At 43.3% G+C, this 18,206-nt stretch carries 24 protein-coding genes; 7 read left to right on the top strand and 17 right to left on the bottom strand.

Annotated features, from left to right (window positions below):
- Positions 1-104: 104 nt before the first annotated feature.
- Positions 105-245 carry a sporulation histidine kinase inhibitor Sda gene (locus ACKA06_RS13845; RefSeq protein WP_071618992.1) on the top strand — a complete coding sequence of 47 codons (141 nt, stop codon included), beginning with the start codon at positions 105-107 and terminating at the stop codon, positions 243-245.
- 62 nt (positions 246-307) lie between these two features.
- Here ACKA06_RS13845 and ACKA06_RS13840 read toward each other — a convergent pair whose 3' ends face one another.
- Positions 308-1,090 (bottom strand): phosphatidylserine decarboxylase, encoded by a 783-nt coding sequence (locus tag ACKA06_RS13840; protein ID WP_411159915.1) that lies wholly within the window; start codon positions 1,088-1,090, stop codon positions 308-310.
- Positions 1,091-1,257: 167 nt separating this feature from the next.
- Here ACKA06_RS13840 and pssA point away from each other — a divergent pair, with 167 nt between their 5' ends.
- Positions 1,258-1,797 carry a CDP-diacylglycerol--serine O-phosphatidyltransferase gene (gene pssA, locus ACKA06_RS13835; protein ID WP_032087569.1) on the top strand — a complete coding sequence of 180 codons (540 nt, stop codon included), beginning with the start codon at positions 1,258-1,260 and terminating at the stop codon, positions 1,795-1,797.
- Between the two features lie 47 nt (positions 1,798-1,844).
- On the opposite strand, the gene ACKA06_RS13830 is transcribed toward pssA, so the two are convergent.
- Positions 1,845-1,982 (bottom strand): hypothetical protein, encoded by a 138-nt coding sequence (locus ACKA06_RS13830; RefSeq protein WP_169792802.1) that lies wholly within the window; start codon positions 1,980-1,982, stop codon positions 1,845-1,847.
- 171 nt (positions 1,983-2,153) lie between these two features.
- Between ACKA06_RS13830 and sigK the strand changes: the two genes are divergently transcribed.
- Entirely contained in the window at positions 2,154-2,867 is a 714-nt protein-coding gene (sigK, locus tag ACKA06_RS13825; RefSeq protein WP_032087568.1) for an RNA polymerase sporulation sigma factor SigK, read from the top strand.
- A gap of 107 nt (positions 2,868-2,974) precedes the next feature.
- On the opposite strand, the gene ACKA06_RS13820 is transcribed toward sigK, so the two are convergent.
- Positions 2,975-3,109 (bottom strand): hypothetical protein, encoded by a 135-nt coding sequence (locus ACKA06_RS13820; protein WP_318293555.1) that lies wholly within the window; start codon positions 3,107-3,109, stop codon positions 2,975-2,977.
- Positions 3,110-3,377: 268 nt separating this feature from the next.
- Here ACKA06_RS13820 and ACKA06_RS13815 point away from each other — a divergent pair, with 268 nt between their 5' ends.
- Both ACKA06_RS13815 and ACKA06_RS13810 read left to right on the top strand, forming a co-directional pair.
- Complete coding sequence (locus tag ACKA06_RS13815) at positions 3,378-3,701, top strand: ArsR/SmtB family transcription factor (RefSeq protein WP_032087567.1); 324 nt, start codon at positions 3,378-3,380, stop codon at positions 3,699-3,701.
- 79 nt (positions 3,702-3,780) lie between these two features.
- Complete coding sequence (locus tag ACKA06_RS13810) at positions 3,781-4,647, top strand: permease (RefSeq protein WP_411159914.1); 867 nt, start codon at positions 3,781-3,783, stop codon at positions 4,645-4,647.
- Between the two features lie 87 nt (positions 4,648-4,734).
- Here the strand turns inward: ACKA06_RS13810 and arsC are convergent, their stop codons facing one another.
- Genes arsC through ACKA06_RS13795 form a run of 3 tightly spaced genes read right to left on the bottom strand, consistent with a single transcriptional unit; the run spans position 4,735 to position 6,832 of the window.
- Positions 4,735-5,154, bottom strand: a complete 420-nt coding sequence (gene arsC, locus ACKA06_RS13805) for an arsenate reductase (thioredoxin) (RefSeq protein ID WP_198258696.1) — start codon at positions 5,152-5,154, stop codon at positions 4,735-4,737.
- Between the two features lie 24 nt (positions 5,155-5,178).
- Positions 5,179-6,474 (bottom strand): arsenic transporter, encoded by a 1,296-nt coding sequence (locus ACKA06_RS13800; RefSeq protein ID WP_411159925.1) that lies wholly within the window; start codon positions 6,472-6,474, stop codon positions 5,179-5,181.
- A 13-nt stretch (positions 6,475-6,487) separates the two neighbouring features.
- The gene (locus ACKA06_RS13795; RefSeq protein ID WP_032087563.1) at positions 6,488-6,832 is read right to left on the bottom strand and encodes an ArsR/SmtB family transcription factor; all 345 of its coding nucleotides are present in this window, start codon (positions 6,830-6,832) and stop codon (positions 6,488-6,490) included.
- Between the two features lie 155 nt (positions 6,833-6,987).
- On the opposite strand from ACKA06_RS13795, the gene ACKA06_RS13790 reads away from it, so the two are divergent.
- Complete coding sequence (locus tag ACKA06_RS13790) at positions 6,988-7,488, top strand: GNAT family N-acetyltransferase (RefSeq protein ID WP_411159913.1); 501 nt, start codon at positions 6,988-6,990, stop codon at positions 7,486-7,488.
- A 748-nt stretch (positions 7,489-8,236) separates the two neighbouring features.
- On the opposite strand, the gene ACKA06_RS13785 is transcribed toward ACKA06_RS13790, so the two are convergent.
- From ACKA06_RS13785 to ACKA06_RS13755, 7 genes are all read right to left on the bottom strand, one after another.
- Complete coding sequence (locus ACKA06_RS13785) at positions 8,237-8,392, bottom strand: hypothetical protein (protein ID WP_411159912.1); 156 nt, start codon at positions 8,390-8,392, stop codon at positions 8,237-8,239.
- A 33-nt stretch (positions 8,393-8,425) separates the two neighbouring features.
- Positions 8,426-8,566: a YrzI family small protein gene (locus tag ACKA06_RS13780; protein ID WP_081941084.1), complete on the bottom strand. Its 141-nt coding sequence runs from the start codon at positions 8,564-8,566 to the stop codon at positions 8,426-8,428.
- A gap of 541 nt (positions 8,567-9,107) precedes the next feature.
- Positions 9,108-9,350 (bottom strand): YrhC family protein, encoded by a 243-nt coding sequence (locus ACKA06_RS13775; RefSeq protein WP_411159911.1) that lies wholly within the window; start codon positions 9,348-9,350, stop codon positions 9,108-9,110.
- 102 nt (positions 9,351-9,452) lie between these two features.
- Complete coding sequence (locus ACKA06_RS13770) at positions 9,453-10,589, bottom strand: bifunctional cystathionine gamma-lyase/homocysteine desulfhydrase (protein WP_411159910.1); 1,137 nt, start codon at positions 10,587-10,589, stop codon at positions 9,453-9,455.
- Between the two features lie 2 nt (positions 10,590-10,591).
- A complete protein-coding gene (locus ACKA06_RS13765; RefSeq protein ID WP_032087560.1) occupies positions 10,592-11,515 on the bottom strand; it encodes a PLP-dependent cysteine synthase family protein in 924 nt (307 codons plus the stop codon).
- A 146-nt stretch (positions 11,516-11,661) separates the two neighbouring features.
- A complete protein-coding gene (gene mtnN / locus ACKA06_RS13760; protein WP_032087559.1) occupies positions 11,662-12,354 on the bottom strand; it encodes a 5'-methylthioadenosine/S-adenosylhomocysteine nucleosidase in 693 nt (230 codons plus the stop codon).
- Positions 12,355-12,368: 14 nt separating this feature from the next.
- Positions 12,369-13,007 (bottom strand): class I SAM-dependent DNA methyltransferase, encoded by a 639-nt coding sequence (locus ACKA06_RS13755; RefSeq protein ID WP_411159909.1) that lies wholly within the window; start codon positions 13,005-13,007, stop codon positions 12,369-12,371.
- 187 nt (positions 13,008-13,194) lie between these two features.
- Between ACKA06_RS13755 and ACKA06_RS13750 the strand changes: the two genes are divergently transcribed.
- The gene (locus ACKA06_RS13750; protein ID WP_032087557.1) at positions 13,195-13,401 is read left to right on the top strand and encodes a DUF2536 family protein; all 207 of its coding nucleotides are present in this window, start codon (positions 13,195-13,197) and stop codon (positions 13,399-13,401) included.
- A 413-nt stretch (positions 13,402-13,814) separates the two neighbouring features.
- Here the strand turns inward: ACKA06_RS13750 and ACKA06_RS13745 are convergent, their stop codons facing one another.
- The 4 genes from ACKA06_RS13745 to udk form a co-directional block, all read right to left on the bottom strand.
- Positions 13,815-14,543 carry a YrrS family protein gene (locus ACKA06_RS13745; RefSeq protein WP_411159908.1) on the bottom strand — a complete coding sequence of 243 codons (729 nt, stop codon included), beginning with the start codon at positions 14,541-14,543 and terminating at the stop codon, positions 13,815-13,817.
- A 131-nt stretch (positions 14,544-14,674) separates the two neighbouring features.
- Positions 14,675-16,417 (bottom strand): peptidoglycan D,D-transpeptidase FtsI family protein, encoded by a 1,743-nt coding sequence (locus ACKA06_RS13740; RefSeq protein WP_411159907.1) that lies wholly within the window; start codon positions 16,415-16,417, stop codon positions 14,675-14,677.
- Positions 16,418-16,917: 500 nt separating this feature from the next.
- The gene (gene greA / locus ACKA06_RS13735; RefSeq protein ID WP_032087554.1) at positions 16,918-17,394 is read right to left on the bottom strand and encodes a transcription elongation factor GreA; all 477 of its coding nucleotides are present in this window, start codon (positions 17,392-17,394) and stop codon (positions 16,918-16,920) included.
- A 173-nt stretch (positions 17,395-17,567) separates the two neighbouring features.
- A complete protein-coding gene (gene udk / locus ACKA06_RS13730; protein ID WP_032087553.1) occupies positions 17,568-18,203 on the bottom strand; it encodes a uridine kinase in 636 nt (211 codons plus the stop codon).
- Between the last annotated feature and the right edge of the window lie 3 nt (positions 18,204-18,206).

The following is an 18,206-nucleotide window of genomic DNA, read 5'->3' as shown; positions in this document are numbered from 1 at the left end:
CTTGTTCTAAAAAAAGTTATTTGGTAAAGTTTAATTACTACTTCAAAACATACAAACAATATGTATCTGATTAAAAATAAATGCCGCTCCCGGAGGTGAAATTAATGAGGAAATTATCGGACGAACTACTGTTGGACTCTTATTACAAAGCACGCCAATTAAAACTGAGCTCTGAATTTATCCGCCTCATCGAAATGGAAATTCACCGTCGATCACTATCACATCGCATAAAAGCAACTTCATAATAAACGGCTTTACTGAGCCGGCTACAAGAAAACGGGACGGATTATCATATCCGTCCTTTTTCTTATTCAATAAAGTTACCAATCTTTTCCCCCATCTTCACTTCACGGGGGACGGATTTGCTGCCCAAAAATTGAAACTTGTCTTTTTCAAATAATAGAATGACTGTGGATCCGAAGGTGAAATAAGCGACCTCTTCCCCCTGTCTCCATATGTCACTTTCGTTTACATACTCGACGCTGTTTACAAACATGGCACCTACCTTGACGACGGCTACTTTGCCCTGCCTGTGCTGCAGCTCGGTGATTTCACGGTAATTTTTAGCGAGAACGGCATTTCCGTATAGAAGCCCCGAATCATTGACCGGATAGGAATGTCTCCCGAGTGACCATCTGTTCAGCACAGTTCCGTCAACCGGACTGTGAATGCGGTGATAATTCGAGGGGCTTAAATAAAAGACGCCGAACCGTCCCCCTATATAGGATGAAGCTTTGTCGTCCGCACCTAACATCTCAAGAACAGAATAGGCCTTGCCTTTTACCATGATCTCAAGCTCATCAGATATCGGACCGGTTTCTGCCAGGAGTCCGTCAACCGGGCTCACAGCATCATTTTCACCAAATTGGATGATCCTTGCATCCTCTTTAAGCTGTCGGATAAAGAAATCATGAAGTGTTGGATACTCCCCGATTTCATCCTGAAGTTCGTCAGTATCGATTTTGTATGTACGTATGAACCCGGGAATAAAAGGCTTGCTCAGACGGGACTGCACGAACTTTCTCAAAACAAAAGACGACCACTTTTTATTAGTCAATTCAATACATAATCGATAGATTGATTGTTTCACGATGGCTCCTTTCAGTTTACAAAACGATACGTATAGCAATTTACTAAGTATATAATAAATTATCATTATATACTATATGGTGAGGAATATTCTTTAATGGATATCATTTTCTTACATGCAAATGCATATGGATTTTTAATAACATAATAAAAAGGGGTGACTGCCTGTTGCTGCTCTCCGATGTCGTTGACCAGACCGTAAGAAAACTGAAATCACAAACTGCAAATCTAGTAACATTAACCAACCTGTCCCTCGGAGGATTCAGTATCATCGCGACTTTTCACCACCAACTGAATTTAAGTCTGATGCTCATTTTCATTGCTGCGTTAACCGACCGTCTTGACGGGATGACCGCAAGAAGACTGAATATCGAATCCGAGCTTGGAAAGCAGCTTGATTCGATGAGTGACATCATTTCATTTGGCGCAGCTCCTGCATTGCTGATTTATACTGCTGTATTGAATGAATTTTCGTTTCCAGGCATGTTTTTCACGATTTTCTATATCGGATGCGGCGCTTTCCGGCTTGCCCGTTTCAATATCACGGAAAATACCGGATATTTCACCGGACTGCCGATCACTGCTGCAGGATGCCTGTTAACACTCAGTTATTTAGCCATACCAGTCATACCTGATGTATTGGTCTTATTCATTACGATTATTCTATCTTTGCTGATGATCAGTTCGTTTACGCTTAAAAAAGTGTAAAAAAAGGCCCCGCGAATCGCGGGGCCTTCTTTATTGGTTTGATTCTACTAACATTGTGTGTAGTACCACCAGCCGCCAAAGAGGAAGAGCAGTACGAGCAGGATGACTGCGAGTGCCAGGAAGAACCCCCCACCGCCGTAATACGGAGGGCAATAATAAGGATAACCGGGATAACCATATGGCATGAGATTACCTCCTTACATACTTACTGTGATTATTATATGAGTCCAAGACCACTCCGGTATGGGCAAATACCCTCATAATTTGGCCGACAGCCTGTATACTTTTCAGGGACGTGCAAGGTGGCGCTTTCTGTTTCATATGCTTCTATATAAGTCCTTCATGGAGGTGTAAATATGTCTGGCGTTCTAACAGCACTGGGGTATTTTTTCAAGGAACTGATATTTCTCGTTTCTTATGTAAAAAACAATGCATTTCCTCAGCCCTTATCTTCAGCGGATGAAAAGAAGTATTTGCGCAAGATGGCTGAAGGAGATGACCACGCACGAAACATGCTGATCGAGCATAATTTACGTTTGGTCGCACATATCGTCAAAAAATTTGAAAATACAGGCGAAGACCCAGAAGATTTAATTTCCATTGGGACCATTGGTTTGATTAAGGCAATCGAAAGTTACTCTGAAGGGAAAGGTACAAAGCTCGCAACCTATGCGGCGAGGTGTATCGAAAATGAAATCCTCATGCATCTTCGGGCGCTTAAGAAAACAAAAAAAGACGTTTCCTTGCATGATCCGATAGGACAGGATAAAGAAGGAAACGAAATAAGCCTGATCGATATTTTAAAATCAGAGACAGATGATGTGATTGATACCATTCAATTAAGCATGGAACTTGAGAAAGTGCGTAAATATATCTGTGTGCTGGATGAACGGGAGAAGGAAGTCATCGTCGGCCGCTTCGGTTTGGACTTGAAAGAAGAAAAGACCCAAAGGGAAATTGCAAAGGAATTGGGCATTTCGAGAAGCTATGTTTCAAGGATTGAGAAGCGTGCACTAATGAAAATGTTCCACGAATTTTACAGGGAAGAGAAAGAAAAGAGGGGAAAATGAAAAATCGCACGGAGGTATCCGTGCGATTTTTCTATTCAGATTTTCCGACTGATCTACTTATGGACCAGCCGGATATCCATTTAATTTTGTTTATGGCTTAATGGTCACTAGCAGCCTGGATTATTTTCTGTGGGACAGCAGCTTTCTTCGTTGTGGTCAGTTTCCACTTCTTTGATTTCTATGCTGCAGCAGTGCTTGGATTCTTTACCTTTTTCCCCTAAAAAGATTTTAACAAAATTCATTTTCACCCAACTCCTTTATTCGATTTAAATCAAATATTTTTGATTTATTGTTTATATCAAATTTATTTGATATATAACAATAGTATATTATCGATTTTTTAAATGCAACTATTAAATCAAAAAAAATTGTTTTAGTCACTTTTGTAATTCGTCCAACATAAAGTAATGTGAATAAATCAAAAAATGTTGATTAATTCCTTGACACATGAAAATATTGGATATAAGATGAGTATATCAAGAAGAATTGATTAGAAATGAGGTTCCGGCAATGAAGAAGGAAATACCATTACAAGACATATCCAAGCTAAAGATGTTTGAAACGTACGAAGCAAAATTTAAAGCGATCGCGGATCAAAAAAGACTTCAGATCATGAACATCTTGACCGAAAAAGGAGAAATGTGTGTTTGTGACCTGGCTCCGCTTATGGACATGGCCCAGTCGAAACTTTCCTATCATCTTAAAATTCTACTCGATGCAAATATCCTCACCAAAGAAACCAGAGGTACATGGAGTTACTACTCTTTGAACCAAAGCGAGATTAATCATCTCTTATCCGCCGAGCTATGTTGTCTGTTCAGGCCGACATGCTAATTTTTCTGATTTATATCAATTTTTTTTGATTAATACATCAACTTATTTTGATTAATTTAATTGGAAGGGGAAAATTAAGATGTGGGGAGAAACACTAAGAAGCTTTTTTGAGATTGCGCTTGAATTAACGGTTTTGTTTGTATTCATTTCATTTGCCATCAGTGCATTGCAAGGATTCATCCCTTATGAAAAAATCGAGAAGCTGATATCTGGCAGGAATAAAGCATGGGGCGCAGCTGCTGCCATCGTTTTTGCTTTCATTACTCCATTTTGCTCCTGTTCCACCATTCCTGTGGTTGTGAATATGCTGAAAAAGAAAATGCCTTTTGGAATTGTCATGATCTTTTTATTCGCTTCCCCCGTATTGGATCCAACCATCCTCACCATCATGGGAGTGGTTCTCGGATGGAAAGTGACACTGATTTATACACTGGTCACTGTCTTCTTCTCTATCACCGTTGGACTTATTTTAGAAGCATTAGGATTTGAGAAATACGTCAAAAATGTCATGATGTCAGGCTACAGTGAGGAGGAAAAGAAATTTTCCTTGAAGGGAGCAATGAAAGAAACCCTTCAATTAATAAGAAGTGTATATCCTTATCTTATCATCGGGGCTGCAGTTGGTGCAGTCATCCATGGCCTGGTCCCTACTGAATGGATATCTGGTTTCTTTGGAAGAGATCATTGGTGGTTGATTCCGATTGCAGCCATTATCGGAGTTCCATTGTATATACGGCTATCCAGCATGATTCCCATATCACAGATTTTGATCTTGAAAGGAATGGCCCTGGGGCCGGTGATGGCAATGATGATCAGTTCAGCAGGAGCAAGCCTTCCTGAAGTGGTCCTGCTCAAATCCATATTTAAGAAGGAGCTGGTTTTCATCTTTGTGCTATCGGTAATCTCGATGTCAACCGTCTCCGGATTCATCTTTTATTTAGTCTAATGAACAGTAAAGGCAGCTGCGCAAAAAAAGCAGCTGCCTTTTAATTTACTTAGATTAGTGTTTCGCAGTTTTGATAACGCAAGGCTTTTATTCGCCCGTTTCAGCAAAACGGCTGATTCTTTCACCGATTTCATCACGTACACGCTGGAAGAATGCCCATTTCTCTTCTTCGGTTCCTTCTGCTTTCGCCGGATCATCAAATCCCCAGTGTTCCCTTTTAACATGCGGCGGTGTCATTGGACACTTGTCTGCTGCGTCCCCGCATAGAGTAACAACTAAATCTGCATTATTTAAAATTTCCGGGTCGATGATATCGGATGTTTGATCTGTGATATCGATATCCGCCTCTTTCATCGCCTTTACTGCATTTGGATTCAATCCGTGCGCCTCGATGCCGGCACTGTATACGTTCCACTCTTCACCTAAGTGCTTTTTTGCCCAGCCTTCAGCCATTTGGCTTCTGCAAGAATTACCTGTGCATAGGAAATAGATGGTTTTCTTTGACATGTTGAATCTCTCCTTTAATGTTTGTTAAATAATTAATAACCATATATAGAGCCCGACCAATGTAATGAACAGGGTTGGGATGGTCAAGATGATTCCGGTTTTAAAATACGTCCCCCAGGAGATCTTCACTCCTTTTAATGAAAGAACGTGGAGCCATAATAATGTAGCGAGTGACCCGATTGGCGTTATCTTCGGTCCGAGATCGGATCCGATGACATTCGCATAGATGAGCGCTTCACGGACAACCCCGGTAGTATCAGTATCCGCAATCGCAAGGGCATCAATCATGACGGTCGGCATATTGTTCATAATGGACGACAGAATCGCCGCGATGAATCCCATTCCGACTGTAGCCGCGAATAAACCTTGGTCAGCAGTCATCTGGATGACATCTGCCAGCACATTGGTAAGCCCTACATTACGAAGGCCATACACGACGACGTACATTCCAATCGAGAAAAACACGATAGCCCACGGAGCGCCTTTGATGACGGTCTTCGTATTGACAGCTGCACTCCTTCTCGCCATTGCCAAGAAGAAAATAGCGACAATCCCTGCAATGATGGACACCGGAAGACCGATAAATTCACTTGCAAAGTAGCCAATCAATAAAACGCCCAGAACAACCCAGGAAAGGCGGAACATTTTCTTGTCACGGATCGCTTCAACCGGTTTTTTCAGCTGGGAAACATCGTAGTTTTTTGGAATGCTTTTTCGGAAAAATAGATAAAGAACCAGGATACTTGCCCCTAAGGAAAAGAAGTTCGGAACAATCATCCGGGAAGCAAACTCTACAAAACCGATGCCGAAAAAGTCAGCGGAAACGATGTTCACCAGATTACTGACGACCAGCGGAAGGGATGTCGTATCAGCAATGAAGCCGCTGGCAATGATGAACGGAAATACGAGTTTCTCACTGAAGTTCAGGTTACGTACCATGGCTAATACGATTGGTGTCAGGATAAGAGCTGCTCCATCGTTTGCAAAGAGAGCTGCCACAACCGCTCCCAACAGTGAAACGTAGACGAACATTCGCACGCCGTTCCCTTTCGCTGCCTTTGCCATATGCAGGGCAGCCCATTCAAAAAATCCAATTTCATCAAGTATGAGTGAAATGATAATGATTGCAATAAATGCCAGTGTCGCATTCCAAACGATTGATGTGACGTCCACCACATCATTGAAATCGACGACCCCTGCAATCAGCGCCAATACAGCTCCGCCGCAAGCGGACCATCCGATGGAAAGCCCTTTTGGCTGCCAGATGACGAGGACGAGGGTGATGAAAAAAATCACTGATGCTAAAATGATCATAATTATATTTTACCTCCTATTATTCACAAGAAATGCGTAAGCCCTGCTCTTCCAATTCCTTCAATTTGAAGTCTTGGTTTGGAAGGTGATTGAGAAGGCTTTGGATCAAGGGGAAGAATTCGCTCTCCCGATTCAGGGAGTAGATAATCCACTGACCCCTGCGTTTTTCTTTTACAATCCCCACGTCCTTTAGTTTCCGTACGTGTTGACTTATGGCAGGTTGACTGGCCTTAAATATCTCCACGAATTCACATACGCAGCAGTCATTGGTATCGAGTATCTTCACCATCGTCAATCGGGTTTTATCTCCTAATAATTTTAGTACTCCTGCGGTTTTATCGATTTCAACAGAGGATTCTTTCATCAGCTTACCTCCAGACTATCTTAAGTATCAGTATATTATTCTATGCTTATATAATATTTCACTTATATATGGATTACAAGTATTTTTTAGTTGAATTTTCATTTTAAATTTTAGTAAAATTTATGAAAACTTCTAATAGAGAGTGTGGATATCTAATGAAAAGATTATTCATTGAGGAAATGATACCTGAAGACTGGGCAGTCGTAAGAGAGATTTATTTAGAAGGTATAGCTACTGGGAATGCAACATTTCAAAAAGAAGCCCCCTCTTGGGAACAATGGCACAAGGGTCACGCCAATGAGGGCAGGATTGTGGCACGTACAGCCGATTGTTTACTGGGCTGGGCTGCATTGAGCCCGGTTTCCGGCAGATGTGTTTATAACGGGGTGGCTGAAGTAAGTGTCTATGTTTCGACTCAACATCAGGGTAAAGGAACAGGCAGCCTCCTACTTGATGCTCTGATAAAAGTCAGTGAATCTAATGGGTATTGGACCCTGCAAGCTGGAATATTCCCTGAAAATGTATCAAGTATCAAATTGCATGAAAAGCATGGATTCCGCGTTGTAGGCCGACGTGAAAAAATTGGTAAGATGGGCGGTATTTGGAGGGATACTCTTTTGTTAGAAAGGAGAAGCAAAACGGTAGGTATCAGTTAGCTATGAGTTTAAAAAAGCGATCCGTGTAAGAATCGCTTTTTTAACTATCTATTCAATGCTGTCATCTAATCTACGCTTACCTCAGCAGCAATGATCATCCCGATCACAGACGTCAAGACAAGACCCATTATCATGGAAAACATTATAATCACTCCTTTTTTTGAGTCAGGAATCAACGTTCCTTCTTACTATTAATGTATCACTTTCAACCACCGTTTCACCGGTCAAACGTGAACAACTTTTAACTAATGCATGACAGAATTGTGACCGGCTCCAGTCGCCTTGAACAATCGGTGTTACCATTCAATAAGAGGTTAGGACAAAACTTAAAATTCAATGTCTAAAGACAAACATTTTAGAGTGAATTATAAACAACGCTATTGATTTCCGTGCAAGACTTCGCTTTCCGCGGGTAGCCCGTGAGCCTCCTCGGCAAGCCTGCGGAAAGAAAAGCGGAGGGGCTTTGAAGAGAGGCGGTTGGCATAAGGCGAATTGTCCACGAAGGGGCTCTTTGCCTTCTTGGACGATTTGACTTATGACATGTGCCTCTAAGCCCCGCAGCTGGACAAGTCTCACATAGGCTACTCTCCCCGCAGGAGTCTTCGTCTTGCACTCTAATCATCCGCTGAATGAGCTAAACCCTAAGTGTACAATGAATAAATTACAAAACCCGAACTAATCTGCCTCATCTAATGCAGATTAATTCGGGTTACTTAGATTATATCACTATTGTCCCAGCCCATTTTGATCATCTGTCGTTTCTTTTTATTTTTTTATGAAAGACAGCTGTCCAGACTAAAATATTCAGAAACAATTCTTCCACCCTCTTTCGTATATCTAGGCAGAATCCTTCTCTACCCATAGCGCATTTCTTCTCTTCTCCTGAATGTTCATCATATTTCATTCTCCTCTCCTTATTTGCTTTCAATCCCGAGCATTAATAGATGTGTGTTGTAAATTGCTGCTTTGTTTTTGTTTGTTCGTAATGCTTCATCACGTTGCAGTTATGTTCTGCTTCCTCGAACGATTCTTGTTTCTTTTTAAACGTAACCGTCATGAATAAAAGATTCAGTGTCATACTTATCACCCCTTTCAAAGCCTTTTTCAGGCAGTAAAAAACCGCACAGAGCTTCCTTTCCCCGCACGGCACAAAAAAGCCGCAGGAAAGTGCATTCTCCCCGCGGCTTCATTTAAATTATAATCCAGAATTAAATGAAATTCATCCCACAAGCGGTCGAATGGTTTAAACGATATTCTGTTGTTTTAAATTTCTTTGCAGCAATGATCATTTCCTTCGACCTCCTTTAGTGTTTTTTTCTTACATTGGTTAGTATATCCAATTCTCCATGAATTGTAAACATTTTCTTTTCAACAAATTTCGATTGATGCAGCATGCTCTATCATACTATTCCCTTGCTTCATATGCGAGGCGGCAGATGCTCTATTTTTAATAAGAATGGGTGATACAAAAAAATGAACCCTTAGAAGGGTCCATTTTTTTGTCCAGCACCATCGCTTAGCCAATCGAGACGTTCAGTCCGCCCAATGAAGTCAAAGAACGACTTCACAGGACGGCCCTCCAACGCTTGTCGGTGCTAAACAAAGCGCTTCCGCTTTTCTTATTCATCCACAGACTGCAGATCTTTTTTATATTTTATCGCTTTGGCAAAGAAGATAAGTGACAGTCCAAGTAATACGATGGTGCCTGACATCAGGATCATCGTTTTGATTTCCGTCACGGTTTCTGAGGGAATCACCACACCGAGATACATGAATACACTCAGTGCGAGCAGTGTGAATCCATACCGCTTGAAGTCATTCATTTTATCTTGCAGTTTCTTCTTATTTAGTGTGTGCTTCATTTCGCAATCACCTACTTTTGAACTAGTAATCTCTCATTCTATGGTAACATATGCAGACAGACAGCCTGCCATGTAATTGATACCAGTTCTTCCAATGGGGATTTAGCGCGATAAAGCTCTTTCAAGATCTTCAATCAGGTCTTCTGCATCCTCTAACCCAACCGAGATCCTTACAAGCCCGTCGGTAATTCCCAGCTCGCTGCGGCGCTCCTTAGGGATGGAGGCATGTGTCATGCGGGCCGGAACGGAAATCAAGCTTTCCACCGCTCCCAGGCTTTCAGCCAAGGTGAAATATTTAGTATTGGTCAATAGACGGTCGGCATTTTCTTCACTTCCCACATCGAAAGATACCATTCCGCCAAAGCCTGAAGCCTGCTTTTTCGCGATATCATGATGCGGATGGGTTTCAAGACCAGGATAATAAACCTTTGAAACCTTCGGATGCTGTGTAAGGTACTCAACGATTTTCTTCGTATTTTCTTCATGTTCTTCCATTCTGAGTCCGAGCGTTTTGATCCCTCTGATGAGGAGCCATGAATCCTGCGGCCCCAATACGCCGCCTGTGGAGTTCTGGACAAAGAACAGGTCTTCTGCGAGTTCTTCAGAATTTACGACGACAAGCCCTGCGACTACATCACTGTGACCCCCGATGTATTTGGTCGCACTGTGGAGTACAATATCAGCTCCGAGGCTTAACGGGTTCTGCCAATATGGTGTACTGAACGTATTATCAACAATCGTCAATAGGTTATGTTCCTTCGCAAGGTTGGCAGCCGCTTCAATGTCGGTTATTTTCAATAGAGGGTTTGTAGGAGTTTCAATATAAACCGCCTTTGTATTGTGCTGGATTGCCTTCTCGATATTTTTGAGATCACTTGAATCGACGAATGTTGACTCGATGCCAAGGCGGTTCAGCACTTTCGTCATGACCCTATATGTTCCGCCGTACACATCATCTGTCAGCACGACATGATCTCCGCTGTCAAACATCATCATCACGGCCGTTATGGCAGCCATACCAGAACCGAATGCAAACCCTCTCTTCCCGCCTTCGAGATCCTTGATGAGTTCTTCGAGGGCATGCCTTGTCGGGTTACCGGAACGGGAGTATTCAAAACCTTTATGTTTACCCACTTCATCCTGCTTGTAGGTGCTTACTTGATAAATCGGTGTGGAAACGGCCCCTGTCTGCGGATCGAGTCCAACTCCACCATGAATCAGCTGTGTTTTCTTTTTCATGATCAGATTCCTCCTTCATATATTTTCTTGCTTAAGTAGCGTTCACTTGAGTCCGGGAAGATCGTTAAGATATGGCTTCCTGGCTTTGCACTTTCTGCTTCAATCAGGGCCGCGTGAAGTGCTGCACCCGAGGAACTTCCTGCCAGAAGGCCTTCCCGTTCTGCCAATTCCTTCACCCTTCTGAATGCGTCCTCATCTGTGACGGTATGGATCCCGTCAAAGTATGAAGCATCCATATAAGCCGGAAGGAATTCCATTCCGATCCCTTCGGTTTTATGCGGTCCGGAGGTTCCACCATTCAGAATCGATCCTTCGGGTTCCACAATGACCGTCCTGATTTCCGGGTTCATTTCCTTTAAGTACCGTGAAGTCCCCATGAATGTCCCGCCCGTGCCGGCACCGGCAACAAAATGATCGATCTTGCCGTCCATCTGTTTCCAGACTTCCGGCCCCAATGTTTTATAATAGGTGGCAGGGTTGGCTTCATTTTCAAATTGACCTGGATAGTAGGAGTTCTCGATTTCTTTCGTAAGTTCCTTCGCTTTATGAATGGCACCTTTCATACCCAGTTCAGTCGGTGTATGGATGATTTTCGCTCCCAGTGCTTTCATCAGCTCCTGCTTTTCGATGCTGAATTTTTCAGGGATGCAAAAAACCGCTTTGTATCCGGAATTCACAGCCGCAAGCGCCAGCCCGATTCCTGTATTCCCTGCTGTCGGCTCAATGAAGGTGCCTCCAGGCTTGATTTTCCCTGATTGCTCCGCTTCCCTTAGTAATTCCAGCCCCAGACGGTCCTTGATACTGCCGCCCGGATTGAAGAATTCCAATTTGGCAAATAGACGGACACCGTCCTTTAAAGAAAAATGTGTAAGCTCCATAATAGGGGTATTTCCTATCAGCTCGTGAACACCATTGTACACATCCATACCTATCCCCCCTTTATTCGAAAATGAAAAAAGCCGACCTGTGCAGCCGCTGCTTCCAATTCTTCCATAGCACACAGCAGTATTACGGCTGCTGTCTGAAGAAGAAAGAGAAAGTGGGGTGCCCGGGTCAGCTTTTTTCTCTATGTTTATATGGATTCCACTATGTTCATTACCATCTTGGCAGAGTGCAGGGCTGCTTTCTCCAGGTACTGCTCGAAGGAGACGTCTGATTCCTTCCCTGCAATGTCTGATAAAGACCTGATGATCACGAACGGGACCCCGAATTGATGGGCTACCTGTGCGATCGCAGCTGCTTCCATTTCAACGGCCTGAAGGCCTGTGAATTTATCACGGATCGCTTCAACGCGTGCAGGATCATTCATGAATGAGTCACCTGTTGCGATCAAGCCCGATACGACCTGGGCATCGCCCAGTTCACGCACACTTTCCACTGCGGCTTTCTTCAGCTTTTCATCAGCAGTGAATGCAGCCGGCAGCTGTGGAACCTGCCCGTATTCGTATCCGAACGCAGTAACATCTACATCGTGATGGCGAACTTCTGTGGAAATGACGACATCACCTACATTCAGTGAAGGATCGAATCCTCCAGCTGACCCGGTATTGATGATGGCGTCCGGTTTAAAGTGTTGCAGCAATACAGCCGTGGACATTGCGGCGTTTACCTTTCCGATTCCTGAACGGAGAAGGATTACTTCTTTCCCTTTCATGGTTCCGCTTGTATATTCACACCCGGCAATCGTTTCGGTTTGCGGATTTGTAATGTTTTCTCTAAGTAAAGCTACTTCTTCTTCCATTGCTCCAATGATGGCGATTCTCACATTAAAACCTCTTTCTATTGTTTAGTCGCCTCCATGATCCAGACAAAGTTGTTAATCTGCCGGAAATGAACGGAAAACCCCTTTGAAGTCAATAAACTTTCCAGGACATCGAGCGTTGTATAATATTCCCGTTTCAAATCTTCTGCAAGATTCAGAAAGCCTTTATCCAAAGCTTGATCTATGGCGGCCTGATAGTGCTGCTTCGTTTCAAACATCGTATCAGCAAATACTATTTTACCACCTTGTGCAAGCAAGTTTCCATAAATGCTAAAGGCTTTTCCTTTTTCTTCGTCGGTCAAATGATGAAAAGCATATGTGCTGACAATCGTGTCCGCCCCTTCATCCAGTTTGAATTCCAGGAAATCCCCGTCTAAAAACGGGACTCTCTCCCCGAGCTTCTGCTGCCCGATCAGTCTCATCTCAGGGGAAGGTTCAAACGGAATCACGTTCAAGCCCGCTTCAGCCAGCTTTTCTGTCAGATTACCTGTACCAGGCCCGAATTCGACTACCGTGCCTTGTGATAGAGATACGACTTCCTCGAGAATTTCCTCATATTTTTCAAAGACTGCCTTGTACTCGGCATCTTTCCCTGCGACCGCATCATCGTATGAATCCGCCCAGTCTCCGAACAGATCCAAGAACTCTCTTCCCATCCTAAGCACCCCAGTTTTAAATAAAGTTTATAATTCCTATCAATATACTATGAATTATTTTTAAAACTGTTATTAAATTATCATATACCTATGACAAATTCAACAATTATAAATTGTAAAAATAGCGATTGCACTCTAAAATGGGAGTGGAACAGTTTGAAAATGACGTGATACAGGAGGAATACCCATGAATATTTCATTCGATTTAATTCAAGATAAAGTGGAGTTCTTCGAAGCCGATCGATTACAGATCCTCGAGAAAAAAATAGAAGAACAAATCGAACACAACAAAGCGATCATGCTCGGCGTACATTCCGTTCAGCATCAAGTCGCGATTGATGAAAATGGAAGAAGATACTACACAGCCGCCGTCCATTTCAAGGTGAATAAATAAGAAAAGCGGAGGGGCTTTGCTCAGAGGCGGGTATCATAAGACAAACCGGACGGGAAGGCGTTCTTTGCCTTCTTGGCCGGTTTGGCTTATGACATGTGCCTCTAAGCCTCGCAACTGGACAATCGAAAAGCGGAGGCGGCTTGATCAGGAGCGACAAGCATAAGATGAACTTACCGGAAAGGCGCACTTTGCCTTTTTGGTAAGGTTAGCTTATGACCTCGAGGCTCTAGCCGCCGCAGCTGGACAATTAGAAAAGCGGAAGCGGCTCGCTCAGGAGCGACAAGCATAAGATGAACTTACCGGAAAGGCGTTCTTTGCCTTTTTGGTAAGTTTAGCTTATGACCTCGAGCTCCTAGCCGCTGCAGCTGGACAATAAAAAGCTCCGGGCATTACTCCCCGGAGCTTTCTTCTGCTTAATCTTTATCGTTTTCTTTCAGTTCTTCAACTTTTGTCGGCTGCCATCCTTGTCCGTCTACCCACTGCAGGTATACGCGATAAGCCGTGGCACCGCCCTTTTCAGTCACGGTACCGATGGATTTTTGCGGTCCGCCGTTACCTTCGATGAACCATACCGTCATGTTGTCCTGAGGAATGCCGGTTGCATAGGATAGAGCTTTCTCTTTTTCCTGCCAATCGACACTGCCCGTCTCGTATGAAGACACATGATCCCCTGACTGCTCAGTTCCGACAGGCTCCCAATCAGGATGCACAATCGTTTTTGACACATTTGGTTCGGTGCCTTCTTCTACCTGAGCATTACTGTCGTCAAGGGCAACAGATTTCTTCTCCCCTGATGCCTGTTCTTTCTCTTCTTCTTCTTTGTTTTTATCTTCTTCTTTATTTTTATCTTTTTCTTTATCATCTTCTGTTTCGGTTGATTCCTCATTCATGGAAACTGAGTCGTCATCATTTTTTTGACCCGTTTTTTTCTCTTTATTATCTTTGTCTGCACTGTTTTCAGTGGTGTTTTCGCCGCTGTTTTCAACACTTGTCGATGCCTTATCTTTATCTGAATCGTTACCTGTCAGAATCGTCGCGCCTACAACGACGATCAAGAGGACAACAACAGCGATTGATATGTTTAAGACTGTATTGGTTTTATTTTTAGAGCGTCGGTCTAACCGAGAATTATATTTCGCCATAAGACTCCCTCCTATTATCCTAAACATTTTAACATGATAGAGTCTGAAGAATAAAGCGAAACATATACCATCTTAAGTACCATTTTCTAAGTTCCGGCGATAAATGACCTCTTAGGAACGGGAAGTTTTACTCATTCACGGAGTTTATGGACAGCATCCACACTATCTTTGAAAATCGGGTAGATGCCGCCTTCATCGATGTGAACATCCATATTGACAGCGACGAGCGCATATTTTGGATTTTCAAATGGAAAGTAACCTGCAAACCATTTATTATACAATTCCCTGCCTTCACTCTCTTTCCCTGTCTGGGCCGTTCCGGTTTTGCCGGCAATCGGGTAAAGGGCGGTGTCCAGGTAAGGGGCGGTGCCTTCCGGCGAATTGACGACCCCACGCAAATACTGCTGAAGCTTCATGGCCGTAAATGGAGTGATCTTCTCTCCTTCCATCTTCTTTCGTGGAAAAGAAAACATGCTTGTCCCGTTTTGATAATCGATGGACGTCGCTGCATTGACCATATACTTTTCTCCTCCCCTTGCGATGGTTGCCATCATATTGGCGAGTCCGAGCGGAGTCACCCTTACTTCCCGCTGCCCGATTCCGGTTTGAGCGATGTAATTCAGATCTTTGCGCTCATCATCTGAGACAAAGACCCTTCCTTTGCTTACCGGCAGCTGTGAGAATTCCTCATAATGGAACACATTCCCTTTCCAAGCGATGTCCCCCAATAGACCGAGCTTTCCTGCGTATTCTTCAAGGGAGTACGGGTCTTTTACCACAAGTTCTTTGGCAAGGTCGGCGAAAGTCCTGTTGCAACTGACAGCGATGCTCGACTTAATATTAATCATGCCGTGCGGCTTTTCAGCAGGGGCTCCATAGATACCTTCATCACAGTTGAACATCCGGGATTCATCGACAATCCCTTCATCCATCGCAGCCGCAGCCACGACAGTCTTAAAAACGGAACCCGGCGCCAGTGCTTTCAGCATGTAATTATCCGCTCCCCCGCTGAAGGGGTCACTGCTTTTCATAGTCGGACGTGAAACATCCGCAAGTATCTGACTATTTTCTATATCCAGCAGGAGCAGGCCGCCTTTTTCAATTTTGTACCGATCTGCCACCTCTTCCAATGCTTGCTGAATGTCCATGTCGATGGTCGTTTTGACATTGAGGGGATAAAACGGATTGGCAGGAGCCAGATACTTCACATCTGCCCCGAATAAAGGTCCCCCGTTTGCATCAACGTGATAGATCAATTTTGACTGTTCTTCTGAAATCAGCCATTCATCAAAGATTTCCTGCATGCCTGTCACACCTATCTTCTGGTGTATCCCTTTCACTCTATCAGGATAACGTTCATGAAACTCCTCAGTGTTTTCACCCGTTATGCCAATCAGCTGAGATGCAGGAATCGTTCCGTTCTTGAATTTCCTCGTAACGGCAAATACACCTTGTATCTTCAGCCCGTTGATTTCATTCATCTGTTCTTCAGAAAGCTGAAACGCCTCTTTCCCACCGAATACAATCGGTCCTTTAGCTTGTTCAATTTTGGTTTCAATGATTTCAGGAGTCACGTGGATGATACGCGCCACTTCCTCAACCGGCCAATCCATCCTTTTCAAAAATGGAAATAAGACCAGCACGTTTTTCTCCTGGAACGTAAGCGGCTTCCCATTGCGGTCAAGAAACTGCCCTCTGCCTTCATCTATGACGAGCTGCTGCGTGCGCTGGGCCACACTCTCTTCAATCAGATTGATTTTGTGCTTGGAGAACGACTCTGTCTGGAATAACTGGAGCTGCATCAATCTGGCAGACAGCAGTATAATCCCCAGAAGCAGCATGATGCTGAGCCATCTGATCCGTTTTCGTATCATCCGTCTTCACCTCGTCTACATTGTTGACGAGATTTTAAAGTTCTAACCGTTGCGGATAAGTATGGGACCTACTAGAATCCGGGAGTCCGATAGGAAGGATTGGGGGTGGTGTGGGGACCTAAGTGTAGGAACCTAAATTAGAATAATTATTATAAGATCATAAATCAGGATTTGGGATCGTATTTTCTGATTTAGGATTGTATTTTTTGATGTAGGACTGTATTTTGTGAATCAGGATCGTATTCTCCGAATTAGGATCATATTTGCTCTTCCTAATAGATTTATCACCTTGCAAAGGATGGATAAAGAGACGAAAAACTTACAAACCCTGAAAATATGCACCAACTTGTATAGATTCCTTTAATATTGCTTCTATTTCCAGCATTTTTCGAATGATGCAGCTGATTTATCCACTAAGAGTTTCATTACAACAAACATTAGATAACTCTGCAAAAAAAAGAAAGAAACCCTGTAAGAGTTTCTTCCTCATTCAAAATCAATCAGCTTACTTCCACAATCTTGACGCTCATTTCCCCGCCAGGAGTCTGAACGGACACTTTTTCGCCTACTTTGTGGCCAAGAAGGCTTTTCGCGATAGGGGAATCATTGGAGATTTTCCCTTCGAATGGATCTGCTTCCGCACTTCCGACGATTGTGTATGTTTCTTCGTCACCGTCAGGCAATTCAACGAACGTGACTTTCTTACCCAACTGGACTGTATCTGAATTCATGTCATCTTCCTGGATGATCTTGGCGTTCCTGATCATGTTTTCGAGCGTTGAGATACGGCCTTCCACGAATGCCTGCTCGTCTTTCGCTGCATCATACTCTGAGTTCTCGGAAAGGTCACCGAAACTTCTGGCGATTTTGATGCGCTCCACTACTTCCTTACGTTTTACCGTTTTAAGATTTTCTAATTCTTTCTCTAATTTTTCTTTACCCTCTAATGTCATCGGGTATACTTTTTCTGTACTCATGACCCTCTTCACTCCTTAACTGTCTTAAAGCTTCCCAGGCTTTAGTATGTAGTGCTTCATGATGTCTTGAAAATGTAAAGGCAGGGAATGAAGGGACTGGTACTTCACCTTCATTCCCCGGCACCTTTACATTTTGGGAATTAAACCTATATATGTTTATCTATGTTATCGTATTACAAAAATGACTTTTGTTCAAGAATTGTTTGAATTTTTGTTACCATTAAATCGATTGCCACGTGATTATGACCGCCCTCAGGGATGATGACATCTGCATAACGTTTAGTCGGTTCGATGAATTGGTTATGCATCGGGCGCACCACCGTGATGTATTGATCGATCACTGAATCGATTGAACGGCCTCTTTCTTTAATGTCTCGCAGCATCCTTCTGATGATGCGGAGATCGGCATCCGTATCGACATAAAGCTTGATATCCATTAAGTTGCGCAATCTTTCATCTTCTAATACTAAAATTCCTTCTAAAATGATGACATCCTTCGATTCAACCGTTATGGTCTCATCTGACCTGGTGTGCATTTTATAGTCATACACCGGCTTCTCGACGGTCTGGTGGTTGAGAAGTTCATTTAAATGCTCAATAAGAAGATCATTATCGAATGCAAGGGGATGATCATAATTGGTCTTCAACCGCTCTTCGAAAGGCAGGTGGGATTGATCTTTATAATAATAATCCTGTTGCAGCATTAAAATCGAGTGTCCCTGGAACTGCTCATAAATGGCTTTTGTCACACTTGTCTTTCCAGACCCCGAACCTCCTGCCACACCAATAACAACGGGTTTATGTTTCATAAT

The sequence above is a fragment of the Rossellomorea oryzaecorticis genome (genome assembly GCF_045897515.1).
Classification (GTDB): Bacteria; Bacillota; Bacilli; order Bacillales; family Bacillaceae_B; genus Rossellomorea; species Rossellomorea enclensis.
Note: the sequence above shows the minus strand (reverse complement) of the source record. Positions and strands in the feature narration are given on the sequence as shown.